15 protein-coding genes and 2 pseudogenes are annotated in these 14,824 nt (G+C 59.7%); 6 read left to right on the top strand and 11 right to left on the bottom strand.

Annotated features, from left to right (window positions below; all coding sequences use genetic code 11):
- Nucleotides 1-144 precede the first annotated feature (144 nt).
- From ACK6D9_RS23055 to traA, 7 genes and pseudogenes are all read right to left on the bottom strand, one after another.
- Entirely contained in the window at nucleotides 145-474 is a 330-nt protein-coding gene (locus tag ACK6D9_RS23055; protein WP_412051932.1) for a transcriptional repressor TraM, read from the bottom strand.
- A 407-nt stretch (nucleotides 475-881) separates the two neighbouring features.
- A complete protein-coding gene (locus ACK6D9_RS23050) occupies nucleotides 882-1,448 on the bottom strand; it encodes an acyl-homoserine-lactone synthase (RefSeq protein WP_412051931.1) in 567 nt (188 codons plus the stop codon).
- Nucleotides 1,449-1,534: 86 nt separating this feature from the next.
- On the bottom strand, nucleotides 1,535-1,900 hold the full coding sequence (locus ACK6D9_RS23045) for a helix-turn-helix transcriptional regulator (RefSeq protein WP_412051930.1): 366 nt from the start codon (nucleotides 1,898-1,900) through the stop codon (nucleotides 1,535-1,537).
- A gap of 8 nt (nucleotides 1,901-1,908) precedes the next feature.
- Nucleotides 1,909-2,271 carry an autoinducer binding domain-containing protein gene (locus ACK6D9_RS23040; protein ID WP_412051929.1) on the bottom strand — a complete coding sequence of 121 codons (363 nt, stop codon included), beginning with the start codon at nucleotides 2,269-2,271 and terminating at the stop codon, nucleotides 1,909-1,911.
- A 132-nt stretch (nucleotides 2,272-2,403) separates the two neighbouring features.
- On the bottom strand, nucleotides 2,404-3,627 hold the full coding sequence (locus tag ACK6D9_RS23035) for a conjugal transfer protein TraB (protein ID WP_412051928.1): 1,224 nt from the start codon (nucleotides 3,625-3,627) through the stop codon (nucleotides 2,404-2,406).
- Complete coding sequence (gene traF, locus ACK6D9_RS23030; protein ID WP_412051927.1) at nucleotides 3,548-4,051, bottom strand: conjugative transfer signal peptidase TraF; 504 nt, start codon at nucleotides 4,049-4,051, stop codon at nucleotides 3,548-3,550. The genes ACK6D9_RS23035 and traF overlap by 80 nt, the downstream gene beginning before the upstream one ends.
- Before the next feature lie 23 nt (nucleotides 4,052-4,074).
- Nucleotides 4,075-7,388, bottom strand: a pseudogene (gene traA, locus ACK6D9_RS23025) (Ti-type conjugative transfer relaxase TraA).
- Nucleotides 7,389-7,686: 298 nt separating this feature from the next.
- Here traA and traC point away from each other — a divergent pair.
- From traC to ACK6D9_RS23005, 4 genes are all read left to right on the top strand, one after another.
- The gene (gene traC, locus ACK6D9_RS23020) at nucleotides 7,687-7,950 is read left to right on the top strand and encodes a conjugal transfer protein TraC (protein ID WP_412051926.1); all 264 of its coding nucleotides are present in this window, start codon (nucleotides 7,687-7,689) and stop codon (nucleotides 7,948-7,950) included.
- Between the two features lie 4 nt (nucleotides 7,951-7,954).
- Nucleotides 7,955-8,170, top strand: a complete 216-nt coding sequence (gene traD / locus ACK6D9_RS23015) for a type IV conjugative transfer system coupling protein TraD (protein ID WP_412051925.1) — start codon at nucleotides 7,955-7,957, stop codon at nucleotides 8,168-8,170.
- Complete coding sequence (traG, locus tag ACK6D9_RS23010; protein ID WP_412051924.1) at nucleotides 8,157-10,079, top strand: Ti-type conjugative transfer system protein TraG; 1,923 nt, start codon at nucleotides 8,157-8,159, stop codon at nucleotides 10,077-10,079. The genes traD and traG overlap by 14 nt, the downstream gene beginning before the upstream one ends.
- Nucleotides 10,080-10,156: 77 nt before the next feature.
- Nucleotides 10,157-10,423 carry a WGR domain-containing protein gene (locus ACK6D9_RS23005; RefSeq protein WP_412051923.1) on the top strand — a complete coding sequence of 89 codons (267 nt, stop codon included), beginning with the start codon at nucleotides 10,157-10,159 and terminating at the stop codon, nucleotides 10,421-10,423.
- A 69-nt stretch (nucleotides 10,424-10,492) separates the two neighbouring features.
- Here ACK6D9_RS23005 and ACK6D9_RS23000 read toward each other — a convergent pair whose 3' ends face one another.
- The 3 genes and pseudogenes from ACK6D9_RS23000 to ACK6D9_RS22990 all read right to left on the bottom strand — a co-directional run bounded on the left by ACK6D9_RS23000 (nucleotide 10,493) and on the right by ACK6D9_RS22990 (nucleotide 12,948).
- Nucleotides 10,493-10,810, bottom strand: a complete 318-nt coding sequence (locus ACK6D9_RS23000; protein ID WP_252917542.1) for a DUF736 domain-containing protein — start codon at nucleotides 10,808-10,810, stop codon at nucleotides 10,493-10,495.
- A gap of 733 nt (nucleotides 10,811-11,543) precedes the next feature.
- Nucleotides 11,544-12,486: pseudogene (locus ACK6D9_RS22995) on the bottom strand (ArdC family protein).
- A gap of 276 nt (nucleotides 12,487-12,762) precedes the next feature.
- Nucleotides 12,763-12,948 carry a hypothetical protein gene (locus ACK6D9_RS22990; protein WP_269391467.1) on the bottom strand — a complete coding sequence of 62 codons (186 nt, stop codon included), beginning with the start codon at nucleotides 12,946-12,948 and terminating at the stop codon, nucleotides 12,763-12,765.
- A gap of 359 nt (nucleotides 12,949-13,307) precedes the next feature.
- On the opposite strand from ACK6D9_RS22990, the gene ACK6D9_RS22985 reads away from it, so the two are divergent.
- Both ACK6D9_RS22985 and ACK6D9_RS22980 read left to right on the top strand, forming a co-directional pair.
- Entirely contained in the window at nucleotides 13,308-13,562 is a 255-nt protein-coding gene (locus ACK6D9_RS22985; protein WP_412051922.1) for a type II toxin-antitoxin system Phd/YefM family antitoxin, read from the top strand.
- Nucleotides 13,559-13,981, top strand: coding sequence for a type II toxin-antitoxin system VapC family toxin (locus tag ACK6D9_RS22980; protein WP_269391465.1), 423 nt, complete (start codon nucleotides 13,559-13,561; stop codon nucleotides 13,979-13,981). The genes ACK6D9_RS22985 and ACK6D9_RS22980 overlap by 4 nt, the downstream gene beginning before the upstream one ends.
- A gap of 45 nt (nucleotides 13,982-14,026) precedes the next feature.
- On the opposite strand, the gene ACK6D9_RS22975 is transcribed toward ACK6D9_RS22980, so the two are convergent.
- Nucleotides 14,027-14,614, bottom strand: coding sequence for a hypothetical protein (locus ACK6D9_RS22975; RefSeq protein ID WP_412051921.1), 588 nt, complete (start codon nucleotides 14,612-14,614; stop codon nucleotides 14,027-14,029).
- Between the last annotated feature and the right edge of the window lie 210 nt (nucleotides 14,615-14,824).

The raw sequence follows: 14,824 nt of genomic DNA, 5'->3' as shown, positions 1-14,824 counted from the left end.
AAGCCTATGGTGGTTCGAAGCCGAAACAATCATGGCAACCACGTAAGCATGACAAAGATCCGGACGGACGAAACCAGATGGGAATCCCAATTCGGACTCTTCCGTTTGGGTCAACCCCCTCACGTTCAGACTTGAGCGGAGCGGCTACTGGCGGATCATGTCTTCCGGGAGTGGCGGCATATAACCCAGCTTGTTGATGACGGTCGCAGCGATCGGATGGTGGGCCTTCATCATGACGAGCGCCAGGCGATATTCATGTCGGCGTTGGTCAACCAGGGAATCCTCACCACTCCTTTGTTCAAGGGTATCGAGCAGTTCATAGAGCTCTTGCGCTTTTGCCAACCGACACCGTTGTTCGCGAATGATGTCGATCGCAAGTCGCTCAAGCTCGTCTTGCTCAAGTTCCGCGAGGATCATCTCAATGGCACGCTTTGAGCAATCGGGTTTGAGTTCCAGGCTGCGGATATCCGGCAATATTGCACCACCCCTTCGGCTTGGTCCGCGGTGCGCCCCCGCGAACGAACAAGATCTTGACCCCAAGCCGGGGGTTAGAAAACCGCCACAGACGGTCCCTGCGACCTTTAGCACCGAGGCACCTGGACATACGTCGCAGGCCCCCGGCCAATGGCCAGAGGATCCTCGGTGTCGGGTCGGCCGACACCAAACCGCTGTGGTGGGGTTTCTACGCCCCGAGACGCCGCGTACCGCCTCGGGGAGAATCATATTTCATCAGGCTAGCGAACGCCAGACGCCAACCCGCATGTTTACATTGAATTTATTCGACATTCGCAACAAGTTCGGTTGCGGACGCTGGAGGGATTGCGCCATCAGCGAGAACTGATGAACGAAAATCACCCGCTGCTCCGAGCCGCGACCGCATGTCAACACTCATATCGAATAGTCCAGCATAGGTCATGACCTTCCCGATCTCGCACTGGCGTCCCGAGCAGTTCGAAACGGCAATCGATCGACCTGAAGATCCGCGCCATTCTGGCGTCGAAGACCGATACGATGTGTTCAATGCCGGCCCGCTGAGCGGCTTCAACCATCCCGCACAAGAGCTCGACGGTGATTCCGTTGACCATATGGTTCACTTCTGCACGATCCCTCGCCTCGAAGATCTGCGGATTGACCGCAAATCGTGAGCTCTCCCAGATCAATGGACTTTCGACCGTGCCACCAGGCATCAGCACGGAAAACACGTCTCTGAGCATGTTGGGACCGGTCGTGGGGAGCAGACGCACAGCGCCACGAAGCTGTCCTGACCTTTCATCGAGCGACAGAAGGTAGAGAGGGTCTTCGGCGTCGAACCGGTCGATCTCCCGTCCGTTTTCGACTTTGACGTCCCAGCCAAGGCGACCAGAAAAGACTTCGGCCCGCATGCGGAACATTTCGTCGAACAGTTCGGGATACTTGTCCTGATCGGCACTTTCGATTGTAAATATCATATTGGTGTTCTCCGTACATTCATTGATGACGGAGGCACCAGTTATCGGCTGGGTTTCGAGAAGAACATCCGGTCCAATAGCTGGGTTTACAAGGGGTCGAAAAGCAGCCCGGCTCTATGAGCGATTGAAACGGCATGGGTATTGCTGGTGGCGTGGAGCTTGTGGCGGGCGCTCTCCAGATAGCAGCGCACGGTGTGCTGCGACAGGCCGAGAATGACAGCGCATTCCCAGGCCGTCTTGCCCTCGGCGATCCATTGCAGGCATTCCAGTTCACGCGGAGAAAGAACTTCAGGTTCGCTCGCATGTCCCTCGATGCCGAGCACACGATCGTGGATGTGCATCGCAAGGACCTGGAAGTCACGCATATAGAGCCATTTCGCGCTCGCCCAGTCGCGGGCGGAAAGATCTGACGTCACGGAGAACAAGGCACGATCGCCGCGGCGGCCGTGCACCGGAACTGTCAGTCCGCGGCTCCCGATACCGAATTCGCCGGCTTCACCAAAAAGGTCTTCAACCGTCCCGTAGGCTTTCCGAACTCGTCCCAATCAAGGGGAAGCATACGGCGAAATCCAAGACGAACAACAGGATCGACATCGACATACTGCCGGTTCTTGTAGTGCGCGACCCACTCGGGAGGATAGGTTACGGCGAGGTAGGGATCGGTCTCATTTTGACCGGTAACGCTGACACCAAAATAAGCAACGGTATTCAATGCGTATCGGGAAGCCACGTCTTTCAGGAACCGGATAGTTGAGTTCCGGTCGGCAATGTCTGAAATTTTCGAGAGTGCGTCCATCAAATCGGAATCTGCGATATTCTCCACCGTCCTACCTTTCCCGGAACCTGAGATTCGGGCGCAATATTTCCATTATGAGTCGCATATGCAATGCATAGTTGTCGAACTGGACAAATTCTAGATCGTCAGTTTCCGAGCGTTGTTTGACGGGGATTCCTGTCAGGTGTTGAAAGCGATTACGAGCGGCACGCCGAACAGCGACGCCCAGGCCAGGGCGGCCGCCTTCTGGATAGCGACGATGTTGGTGTCGCCGGTCCACCAGCCATTGCCCGTTGCCACGATTACGCTCGGTTCGTAGAACATCGACTGCAGGACCGGCCAAACCAAGAGTTGCTCGTAGCAGATCAGGGGAGCGACGAGCGTCCCGGCATATCTGCCGGCAGGTTTTCCAAAGATTTGGGCCCTCGCGCCACCCGATGCCCAGGGTTGCCACATTGAAACCGGCACCGGCATGCGCTCGCGGTAGACGATGTGCGCGCCCTTCCCAGACACCTCGATCATCACATTGTCATAGCCCACAGCTCCAACAATGATCGCACCTCCGTTCACCGTCACATCAAGGTCCTGAAGTGCGCTGACCCAGAGGTGTTCGGTGGTTGGCGTCCAGATCCCGAATGCGCTTTCGGGGAGAGCGATGTTTTTCGCGCCGACCTTCGCTGCATCCTGTACCAAAGCTAACGTGGCGAGATGCTGCGCATAATCTGCGTGTTGACCGGGAGAGGCATAGTTGAAATGCGTGTCGATGCCGATCCAGCCCTCCGGTGGATGCGGTTCGCTCCAGTCTGAGGACGACAAGGCGAAAACTGCACCTATGACAAGAACAACGACCGGCCACGCCCGCGTCGTCATAGCAGATAAGGTGTGAGCCATGGCAATCAATCCAAACCAGCCCAGGCCCGGGAACAAGACGCCTGCGGCCGTGATCGGGTTCGCCCAACCGATGATGCCAAACGGCGGAACGCTCATCAGGATCCATGCAAGCGCGTAGCGCAACGGTCTGTGCCATCCCGATTTTGAAGTCCAGAGAACGGCATGGACAAGTACGAACAGAAACGAGGCCGCGATCCAAAGGGCAAGCCCAACCCACATATCGCTCGCGTAGAAAATGGAAACGCCAAAGGGGAGACCCCGCGAGGCCGCAAGGAAGTAGGCCAACGCCACCAAGCCCGCGACCAACCGGTTCGGTGCAAACGTCCATAGCGTCGGAAACAGCACTGCGGCGGGCAAGGCCAGCACCTCGCCGCTCCAGGCAATCGCACCAACCAGGGCACTGGCTGCGACAAAGCCGAGGCCAACCAGGCCATCAGGGTACGAAGGTAAGGATGGGCGTAGCCAGCCCGAGAACACCTTTGGCCGGGATCGGCCCGAAATATCGTGAGTCATAGGAACCTTTGAACGGTGAGTGGAGAAACAGAAACCCTGGCGGCACTACACCCCCGGCGTAGGGCGTTATCGGCCTGCCCGAACCATCGTTTGGCTGGACCGCGGATCGCTGCAAATTCACGCCGTCGATCACGACAGACGCGCCGATTTCAATCAACTGTCCGGGGAGTGCAACAACGGTCTTGATCAACGGACTAAGCCAGCCCGGGCAAAAGCCACGGCGCAGATATCCACGCTCACGGGCCCGTCGAAACTCGTGCGTTAACGGCGGACAGATGAAGATGCGATCCCCGACGCGAATGGCGCGGCTCAGCATCTCTATGCGCCAGATCCCGAGCGGATAGCTCGGCGTCAGATTGATCCTCAGCCCCACCCCATAGGCTGCGACAAACAAGGCGACAGGAAGGAAAAGAAGCGCTGTCACTACGGCAATGCGTCGCCTCCGTGTCATTGCTTGAGCCCTTGGCTCTTACTCTGCGTTTGCCGCAACGCTTCCGATTCCTTCAGTGCCTGCTGCGTGCGTTCCTGGGTAGCAAGCTGCTGGCCCGCCCGCATGAACGGCCAGGCGGCAGCAAGCTTCTGCTTCTCGGCCGGCGACATACCCTTGGCCGCTTTGTCGAAAGTCGAACCCGAGGGGTCCCTAGCGCCGTTGCCGAGCAAGGTCCGTTCTCCGAACCGTTCCGACACCGCCTTGTTGAAGGTATCAAGTTCGGACTTCACCATCCGGTCGGCCAGCGCGAACCCGAGTGCTGCGGCTAAGTCGTTCCGGTCGATGGCGTCCCGCACCTTTTCCATGGCGCGCGCGGCGGCCGGCGACAGGGATGGGATATCGATCGAGGTGCGCTTGCGGTACCCTTCCTCCTCGGCAGCGTACTTCTTCATCGCGTTCTGTCGCATGTCCAGATAGCGCTCGAGATCGCGACGGAGCGCAGGAATGTTGACCTCCGCTACGCGCCGGTCTTGCCGATCCGCCCGGCTTGCCAGAAGTCCTTCACGGCCGCGCAACGCACCGAAGCTTGCCGCGTTCAGTTCGATTTCGCCAAGACGCTGGCGGGCAACGCTCGCGTCTTCCAGAACGGTCTCCATACGCATCGCCTTGAAGGCGGCTTCTGGATCCGCATACACAAGACGAATACGGTCAGAGAGATTGTCCCACTGCTTTTGCAGGGCAGGATCGGACCGCAATCTTTCGTCGGCCGCGTCAGTGACCGACATTGTAAAACTTGAGACGCCTTTGACCATTGGCTCGGCCTTTCTGGCTGTTTGACTGGATTGGTGAAGCGGATGATCGACAAGACCGAGCCGCGCGCCGGCGGTGCGAAGCCGGACGCCGAGATCGACGAGTCTCCGTTTCTGCCGAATGGTCCATTGGACGCGATCGCGCATCAGCGTCCGGGCAACGCGAACGATATGCAGGCCGCGATTATTGGCGAAGCGCAGCGCCTGGGCATAGAAGCGGCCACCCGCATAATCGAGCGTGACTTCCTTGCCGTTCTGTCGGGAGAGAAGTTTCTCAAGCCCCCCAGCAGCTTTGAAGGACCGTTCTCCATAGTAGACCGCCATGTCCTCCCGATGGCGGGTCATGGCAACATAGGTCAGATGCCGGTCGAGCGAGAGAGACGCCAGCACCTTTACCCGGTCGACGGTCGCACCCTGCGACTTGTGGATCGTTGTGGCGTAGCCGTGATCGAGATTGCGATAGAACCGCTGATCGACAGTAACGCGGTGTACGCCCTGGCCCTCGCCAATACTTGCAACGATACGGCCAGGCGCAGCCTCGACGACCTTACCGATCATGCCGTTCTTGACGCCAAGCGAGCCTTCATTCTTAAGGAACACGATCTGGTCGCCAACGGCGAATTGCCGGGGTCCATCCTCGGTCTTGAAGGCGTGACCTTCTTCGGTCAGACCGCGCTCAACGAGCTTTTCACGCGCCATGATGTTGAGCTGGCGTACATCGCGGCGCAGATGCGCGAGTATCAAGGTTGATTTGTCCGGATCGTAGTCGCGGTTCCAGTCGGCAATCAGCGTTTCGATGGCGTCAAGCTTGAGCGGCCGCCCAATTACCCGGCCTTTCGCGCCATAAGATGACAGCGCTTCGGCAACGCGCCCGCGCGCCAGATCGAGCGAGGCGGCGCGCATCCAGTCTTCTTTCTGGCGATAGATGGTTTCGAGCTCGGCATAGCCGGTGCGTTCGACGATGGCACGAAAGGCAGCACCCGCCTCGATGGGCTGGAGCTGCTCGGCATCACCGACCAGGACGAGTTTGGCGCCGGCTTTCGTGATCGCTTCGACGAAGGTCGCCATCTGTCGGGACGACACCATGCCCGCTTCATCGAGCACGAATATCGTATTGCCATCGAGACGCCGGCGTCCCTGTTTCCAATTGAGTTCCCACGACGCCAGCGTACGGGAGGGAATGCCCGCCTCTTTCTCCAAACCCTCCGCCGCCTTGCCTGCAAGCGCACCACCAACGACGTTAAAGCCGGCCAACTCCCAGGCCTCGCGGGCTGACTTCATCATCGTGGTCTTGCCGGCTTCCTGCCCGGCCCACTATCGCTGCAATCCGCTCCGATCCTACCACATGTCCAATGGCAGTACGCTGTTCTTCCGACAGCAGATCATGCCGGGCAAAGACGGTTTCCAGGACTTTCGCCGCAACCGCAAACCCGTCCCTTCCCGAAAGCCAGTTTGCGCGGGAAATCATTTCGGCCTCGAGCCTGATCATCCCCCCGGGTCGTCAGCCGTGCCGCAACCCGTGCACCAGTCGCAAAATCGATTGTCTCGTCAGTGAGTTTCAGGCAGTCCGGGCTTTCCGTAATCCGAGTGAGAAGCCGCTGGAAGCGCTCCGGATCGTCGACATAGCGATGCAAGACCTTGGCGATGTCGCGCTGATCGAAGACGCTTCGTTCGGAAGTAATGATATCGAAAACGAGTTCAGGCCTGTGCTCGATCCGGGCGGCGTTCTTTTCCCGTTGGGCCTCATGCAATGCCAGCCGTTCGAGATCGATCCTGGTTCCCGCATCGCTCGCTTTGCGCTGTAGCGCCTTGGCCGCAACGCCGATATGGGTTGTCGGCTCGATGTCGATGCCACGTTCGGCGTAGGACCGGCCATCGACACGGATTTCGAGACCGGCCATTGCCAGGTGATGGTTTTGGAGATCGAGCCATCTCCGCCGCTGTTCGAGGAATTCCGCCTTCTCGCCGGACCAAAGTTTGTATTGGATTTTCCCGGTCTTGGTTCGAACCGGATTTCCATCCGGGCCAATCACCGCGACCTTCTTGGAACCGAACCCGTCCTGGGTGAGCGGACGCAATGTCGTCATCAGATGGATATGCGGATTGCCGGGATCGTTATGGAAGACCCAATCGGCCACTTGCCCGCGAGCGAGCACCTGCTCTGCGACGAACTGCTGGACGAGCGCGATGTTCTGGTCGCGAGTAAGCTCGACGGGCAAAGCGACAATGAATTCCTTGGCGAGCTGGGCGTCGCTGCGTTTCTCGAACGCCTCGACCTTGTTCCAGAAAGCTTCCACTGCCCCAGCAACCGAACGATCGGCGATCATCTCCCGCACCCATTTCGGCGCATCGGCAGGCAACAGGAATTCTTCATGGGCCAGGTTCTTCTTGTTTGAATAGTCGACGGTGCGCGCTTCCGCCTCGTGGCTCATTTTCGCGCAATGGCGATAGGCTGCGGACAGAACGGCGCTGCGGCCATTTCCACGGGAAATAAGCTGGGGTGTAAAATGCGTGATCGCCACGGTTCATCAGGCTCCTGCGAGACAAGTTCATCCTTGTTCCGCAGGCCGCCGCCCCGGCCCGACTGGGGCCGCGGCGAGCCACGTCGCCCCAGCGACGTATTACTGCGCCCTTGGACGCATTCCTTCGGAACGCTGGGATGATCTCTCAAACAGACGGGTCTCTCGACCCGGCATTTCTGCCGGGATGCGCTGAACGCGCGCCCGGGCGATTCTCCTCATGCCTGACATAGGGAGATCAGGAAAAGTGCTGGAGCGGTCAAACCGCTCCAGGCATTCGTGACAATCAGGAGCAATCGGAATGAAGAAGCCATCATCCAGAATCAAAGAAGAGATCGCCAAACTCCAGGAGCAGTTGAAGGCCGCAGAGACGCGCGAGGCTGAACGGATCGGCCGGATCGCGCTCAAGGCCGGACTCGGAGAGATCGAGATCGACGATGCCAAACTCGTCGAGGCTTTGGAGGATTTGGCAAGACGGTTTCGCGGCGGCGGCAGCGAGACCCGGAAATCCCCGCCCGCGCAAAACTCCACTGGTTCGTCTTCGGGCGCGAATAACGAGGCTTGAGCGGATGAAACAGGCGAGCCAGTCAGAAGCACGCAAGAAGGACACGCGCGAGAAAATCCAGCTCGGGGGGCTCATTGCCAAGGCGGGCCTGCGCTATGAGAAGCGCGCGCTCCTGCTCGGGCTTCTGATCGACGCCGCAAGCCGGATCAAGGCCGATGATACCGAGCGCAATCGGCTGATCGCCATCGGCGAGAAGGCGTTTTCCGATGACCGCGATTAAGATTCTTATGCTGATCGCGCCAAGCGCCTTGATGATAGCAGTCTGCATCGGGCTTACTGGCTCAGAAACCTGGTTGGCGCAGTTCGGAAATTCCGCCGAGGCGCAACAGACGCTCGGACGTGTCGGCTTGGCTCTGCCCTATGCCGCGGCTGCGGCAATGGGGATCGTCTTTCTGTTCGCGGTGCGCGGCGCCATCACCATCAAATCAGCCGGTATCGGTGTTCTGGTCGGTGCGATCGGCGTGATCGCCATTGCCGTAATGCGCAAGGTCTCGCGCCTCCATGGCTTCGCAGATGCAGCTCCAAATGGCCATCGGCTGATCGAATATGCGGACCCTCCAACCGGCATCGGCGCCATGCTGTGCTTTGTCACCGGCATCTTTGCTCTTCGTGTTTGGCTACGCGGTGATGCTGCATTCGCCACAACGCAGCCACGCCGTCTAACAGGAAAGCGCGCGATCCATGGTTCAGCAGACTGGATGTCGCTTAGCGAGGCCAAACGCATGTTTGGCGAAGACGGCGGCATCGTTGTCGGGGAAGGCTATCGCGTCGACAAGGACAGCGTTGCAAGCCACACGTTTCGGGTCGATGACAAACATTCGTGGGGGGCAGGGGGCAAGTCGCAGCTCTTATGCTTCGACGCGTCTTTCGGATCGACACATGGCCTGGTCTTCGCTGGGTCGGGCGGGTTCAAGACGACGTCGGTCACGGTCCCCACAGCGCTCAAATGGGGCGGCGGCCTGGTGGCGCTCGATCCGTCCAATGAGGTCGCGCCCATGGTCATCGAGCACCGGCGCAAGGCCGGACGTGAGGTCTTCGTGCTGAGCCCAAAGGATACCTCTTTGGGTTTCAACGTGCTCGACTGGATCGGCCGCTACGATGGCACGAAGGAAGAAGATGTCGTTGCCGTGGCGAGCTGGGTCGTGACGGATACGGGACGGCAGGTCTCGATACGGGACGACTTCTTCCGTGCCTCCGCCCTGCAGCTCATAACCGCGTTGGTCGCCGATGTCTGCCTGTCAGGGCATACGGAAAAGGAAAACCAGACGCTGCGCCAGATGCGCATGAACCTGTCCGAACCTGAGCCCAAATTGCGTGAGCGATTGCAGAGGATCCACGACAATTCCGAATCCGCATTCGTGCGGGAGAACGTCGCCGCCTTCGTCAACATGACGCCGGAAACCTTCTCAGGCGTATACGCGAATGCGATCAAGGAAACACACTGGCTGAGCTACCCGAACTATGCTGCGCTTGTTTCGGGTTCGAGTTTTTCAACCGATGATGTCGCCGGCGGCAAGACCGACATCTTCGTCAATCTCGATCTGAAAACACTGGAAGCCCATCCGGGGTTGGCCCGCACCATCATCGGTGCGCTTCTCAACGCCATTTACAACCGGAATGGAGAGATCAAAGGCCGCACTCTGTTCCTGCTCGATGAGGTGGCACGGCTCGGGTATTTGCGCATATTGGAGACCGCGAGGGATGCCGGTCGCAAATACGGGATCAGCCTGCTGATGCTGTTCCAGTCGATAGGGCAAATGCGCGAATCCTATGGTGGCCGCGACGCCACATCGAAGTGGTTCGAGAGCGCGTCCTGGGTTTCATTCGCCGCGATCAACGATCCGGAAACGGCAGAATACATCTCACGCCGGTGTGGCAATACCACCGTCGAGGTCGACCAGTTGAGCCGCACATCGCAGATGTCGGGATCTTCGCGAACGCGGTCAAAGCAGTTGGCGGGGCGGCCGCTAATCCTGTCCGAAGAAGTGTTGCGGATGCGTGGTGACGAGCAGATCGTTTTCACCTCGGGCAATCCGCCACTTCGGTGCGGTCGGGCTATTTGGTTCCGGCGCGACGACATGAAGGCGGTGGTTCACGAGAACCGGTTTCATCGGGAAAAACCAGGATGAATGGCGTGAATCGATGACGGCTTATCGATTCATAGAACTGATTGGACACAAGAGTCCCGCTCGGCGAGACTCTTTCCATGTCCTTACGCGAGAGAGAGCCGGTCCATCTTCGCCGCATCGATCCGGCACAGAACATGAGGCGCTTCTATTGCCTCAGCGTTCAGCCTACGTTGTTCGGCGGTGCATCTCTCATTCGTGATTGGGGTAGGATCGGGACGCGCGGCCAGACAATGATAGAGACATTCGCCACCACTGACGATGCCGATCTGGCATTCGAGCATCTGGAGCGAAGCAAGAGACGGCGCGGATATCATGATGCGTTCGGGGGCCAACCGAAACGGTAAGAGCGATCACTGCGTGCTGACATGGAAAGGGCCCCGCCTTAGAGGCGGAGCCCTTGTCCTTGGCGGAGATCAGTCGCGGTTGGTGTTCGGGCGCGACCAGATCAGCTGCATGCCCTCGTCGCCTTCCACCTCGACCAGGGTGGCGTAGATCGGCGCCGGGAAGCTCGGGTCATCCAGCTTGACCGAGAGGTAGTCACGTTCGGTTCCCTTGGCCTGCTTCTGCCAGGCGGCGCCCAGTTCGACGGCGCCGGAGAAGATGCGGAACTGCGGGCCATTGTCGGATGGGTTTTCGACGCGCTCGAAGCGGGCCTTGACGTTGAGTGCGAGGGTCTTGATCTGGCCGGTGAAGCCGTTCTTGGTGGTGGTGAAAGTGCCGATGTTTGCCATTGTCCTATTCCTTTTTGATGTTTCGGGCCGCGCCCATCGCGGCCTCGATGGCTGTCGAAGAGATCGGCAACGATCGGCGCACACCTGAAAGGCCGGAATGAAATGGAGGACGGCGGGACGGGGCTTTCTTGTCCCGCGAGGAATGCGAACGTCAGTTCGCAGGGGAAGAAAAGTTCCGGCCCGCCGTTGCGACAAGCCGAGCGAGGCGAAGCCACTTGCCGGTCAGACATGCCAAATCGAGACCGCATTGGGCGAGCTCCGTGAGATACGACGACAAAAGGAATGGGCCAGGACGCGGCAAACATGCCGACTGCCACCCGTAACGGTCGAACAATCGGAAGATCGCTCCAGGCACAGCTCAAGGCAGAATGATTGATGCATCGGGCATTCATGTGATCCGGGCCAGCCTCACCGCGTCTCCGGTGACCGGACGCGCGACCGGAAAAAAGAGAGAACAGGCATCTATCCGAATGTGACGTACCGCTCGCAAGCTTGCGCGGCTGTTGCCGGGGTTCTGCTCTGGCACCTCGTGATGTGGCCAGACAGGTGGCACAGGTGCTCCGTGGTCGTGGGCTATCGTCGCGATCGATGGTGAGGGTTATGGGCCCGACCGCGCCATCGGCCGCCATCAGTGCGAGTGTCGTCGAGTGGACGCGGGCACCGAGCGATAGCGCGCGCAGGCGAATGGCAGAGGGCGGTTCGCCCTCTGCACCAGCATTGGAGAGCGAGAGCATCAGGCCGCCTCCCGCTCTTCGATTGCCCGAGCCGGCTGAAGGCCGTGCAGATAGGTCACGGCGCGTTGTGCATGTGCCGCCGCCTGAAAAATCGCCCGTTTGTCGCCCTTGAGGACCTTCAGCCAGGAGTGGAGGTAGCTGGCGTGATCCGGCCGGGGCGCCAGCTCAGGCACGACACCAAGATCGGCGCACAGGAAGCAACTTCCGAGCTCGGCAATGAGTTCTTCGCGAGCGCGGTCGGAGCGATCCTTGTGATAACGCGAAAGATCGCGTCCGACCCGGTGCGCTGGCGCCGTCCAGTGGGTTGCCTCGTGGCTGAGCACAGCGACGTAGGATTCCGCATCCCGGAAGCTTTCGAAGGGCGGCATCTGGATATGGTCGCTTGCGGGAGCGAAGAAGGCTTTTTGCGCCGCCGTGGCGGATCACAGCGCCGGTATGTTCGAAGAATCGGTCCGCGTGCTCGATGCGCGATATCGGATCGGTGATCTTGTCCGGCCGGTGATAATAGTGCTCAGGCAATCCATCGATCTGATCGCAATTGAAGACGGTGTAGGTCTTGAGGAACGGGATATCCCGCTCGACCTCGTCGCCACGGGAATCCGTTTCGGTCTTCGTGAAGCGGCTGGCATAGACGACGGTTGCGCCGGTCTCGCCCTTGCGGACCTGTGCCCCGATCTGACCGGCCTGCCGGTAGGTCATCCACAGTGGCGCTTCGAAGCCTCGGGCGAGGCTTTCGGACCAGAGCAGGAGGACATTGATGCCCGTGTAGGGCTCGCCGGTGTGCCGGAGTGGTCGCGTGATCCGGCCTTCGAGCCCGCCCGCGCTCCAGGGTTTCATCCAGGGCCGGACACCTTTTTCCAGTTCAGTGACAATCGTCTCGGTGATCCGCGCATAGATATCGACGCGCGGGCTTTTCTCTTTCTCTTTCTCTTTCTTTTTCATTCTCAGACCTCCTGATTTCAGGACCGCGCCGATCGCGGTCCGTCACGAGGTCCGAAAACGGCGGGGCTCAAGGCCGGAGCGGCACCCGAGCCGAGGCCTCGGTGCGCGCAGCGCGGCGGGGTGGCGAAGGGCCGGAACGAAGAGGAGGACGGCAAAGCCGTTGCCGGTGCTGCCGGCTCCGCCCGGATCTTTCCCGGGACGGACCACGGCCGGTGTGCCGGTAAAGCGGAAAGGCGGCGCAGTGCGCCGCCTTCGAGACAGGAAATAGTTGAGCTGTCAGTGGACAGAATGACCGCCGGTGTAAGGGTCGTATTCGAAGAGGATGACTATCTCGGCGTCGTCGACCTCGTCGGCGGGCAGGACGCCATATTCGTCGTCGGACTTGAAGAGGATGACCGGAATCATGAGGGTGCGGGCGAGGTTCCAGGCGTGTTTCTGGGCGAGGGAAAGATCGTGCTGCATGTTCGGCTCCATCGTTGGAGCGGGCCAATTCCCGCTCTGATGGCTCCGTTAGTGTGCGGCCAAGCGGACGCGATCACCGCGCAGGCAAAGCCAAGCGGCCGCAGCTAGCTAGCGGACCCTTTACGGGTTGATCGTGGAAGTCCGCGCCGCGCCAGGAATGCCATCCCTCAAAAGAGCGGGATTGGGTTGCGTTCTAGATAGAGCCCGGCCGTGCACGATCGGTTCGCCAAGGCGACGTGGATCGGTTGGGTCCGTAACACCGGATGTCCGTTAGCCGGCGAGCGGCAATATCTTCACCGTTCCGTTGCAATTCGCGCGCTGCATGCTATATGTAGATACATACCTACAAGAGGTGCGTTATGACCATTACGACTGTCTCGAGCCGCGATCTGAACCAGGATGTAAGCCGTGCAAAGAAGGCTGCCAGGGATGGCCCGGTTGTCATTACCGACCGGGGCAAGCCCTCCCATGTCCTGATGACCTATGCAGAGTTCGAGCGGTTGACCGGTCAGCAACATAACCTCGTCGATGCACTTTCCATGCCCGGACTATCAGAAATCGAATTTGCGCCGTCCCGTGTTGAGATCATGCCGCGGGAAATTGATCTCAGTTGACCTTTCTTCTCGATACCAATGTCATCTCTGAATTGCGGAAGGCCGGAGACGGTCGTGCCGACACTAATGTGACCGCCTGGGTCGCTGCACAGGACGCGACCACCTTCCTTATCTCGGCGATTACGATCCTCGAACTAGAACGCGGTGTGCTGAGCGTCCAACGACGCGACCCAAAACAAGGTGGCAGGCTGCGCAAATGGCTTGACGACCATGTCCGGCCGCAATTTGCCGGCCGCATTCTTCCCATCGATGACGCAATCGCGACACGATGCGCCCAACTTCACATCCCCGACCGTCGCAACGAAGCCGACGCTTTGATTGCGGCGACCGCTTTGGTGCACAATCTTTCCGTGGTGACCCGCAATGTGAAGGATTTCCACGAGACCGGCGTGGTCGTCATTGACCCGTGGCAGGGTTAGCCATCGAATTGATAGTGGGCGGAGCCGAAGCTCCGCCCGAACCGCTCATCCAAGAGCCGCCATCTGCAGCTCAGTCGCCCTCCGATCGACGGTCTGACCGGGGTTTTCGACCTGACGCGTGAAAGGTTTCCAAGATTCGCCAATCACCTGTTCGTAAGCGCTGACAACGCCTTCGGCTGCGCATCTGAGAGCGTGCGCCTGCAGGCCCATATCGGCCGCGAACTCGCGTTTGCGCTGGGCCGCACCATTGAACCCGACCGGACCGTCAAGATCTTCGTCGCGAGAGTCATTGGAGCCCTTCGCCGTAGCGTCCCTGGCCTCGGTAACTGCGCGCGAGTAGAACTGGCCTGCGCCATGAGCGGAGCCGACAAAAGAACCGACAATACGTTGAAGGTGGATTTGCATGGCCCGGTCCCCCAAGCCCTCATTGAGGCTTTCAGCCGTGTCGACGATGATCTTGTGGTGGAGATCACGGATGCCGTCGCTGTCGATGACGGGAAGACCAAAGCTTTCGGAGATGAGGAATGCCTGAGCGCTGTCGGGGCAGGCGAGCCGGACCATTTCGAGGGAAGCGCTCTTGCGGAGCTGGACGACCTTGCCGGACTGACGGGAGGGACGAGCGTTGCTGGTCATGTGAAATTCCTTTCCTTCACGGTTTGACCGAAGGCTCAAGCCGGCCCCTGCCGGCCCTCCCTTCGGGCGCGGGCAAAAGAAACCGGCGGAAAGAAGGAGGCTTCAGGGTCCGCGCGGACCATGACGAGCGAACCCGTCCTGCGGGCCAGCAGGGCCTTTAGCCCTCGCGCCGTCCCGCGGGGCTGGTTTGGCGAGGATGGTGCGTACGGC

The sequence above is a fragment of the Hoeflea sp. Naph1 genome (genome assembly GCF_046837775.1).
Lineage (GTDB): Bacteria > Pseudomonadota > Alphaproteobacteria > Rhizobiales > Rhizobiaceae > Hoeflea.
The sequence above is the reverse complement of the archived record's forward strand: the minus strand, read 5'-3'. Positions and strand labels throughout refer to the sequence as shown.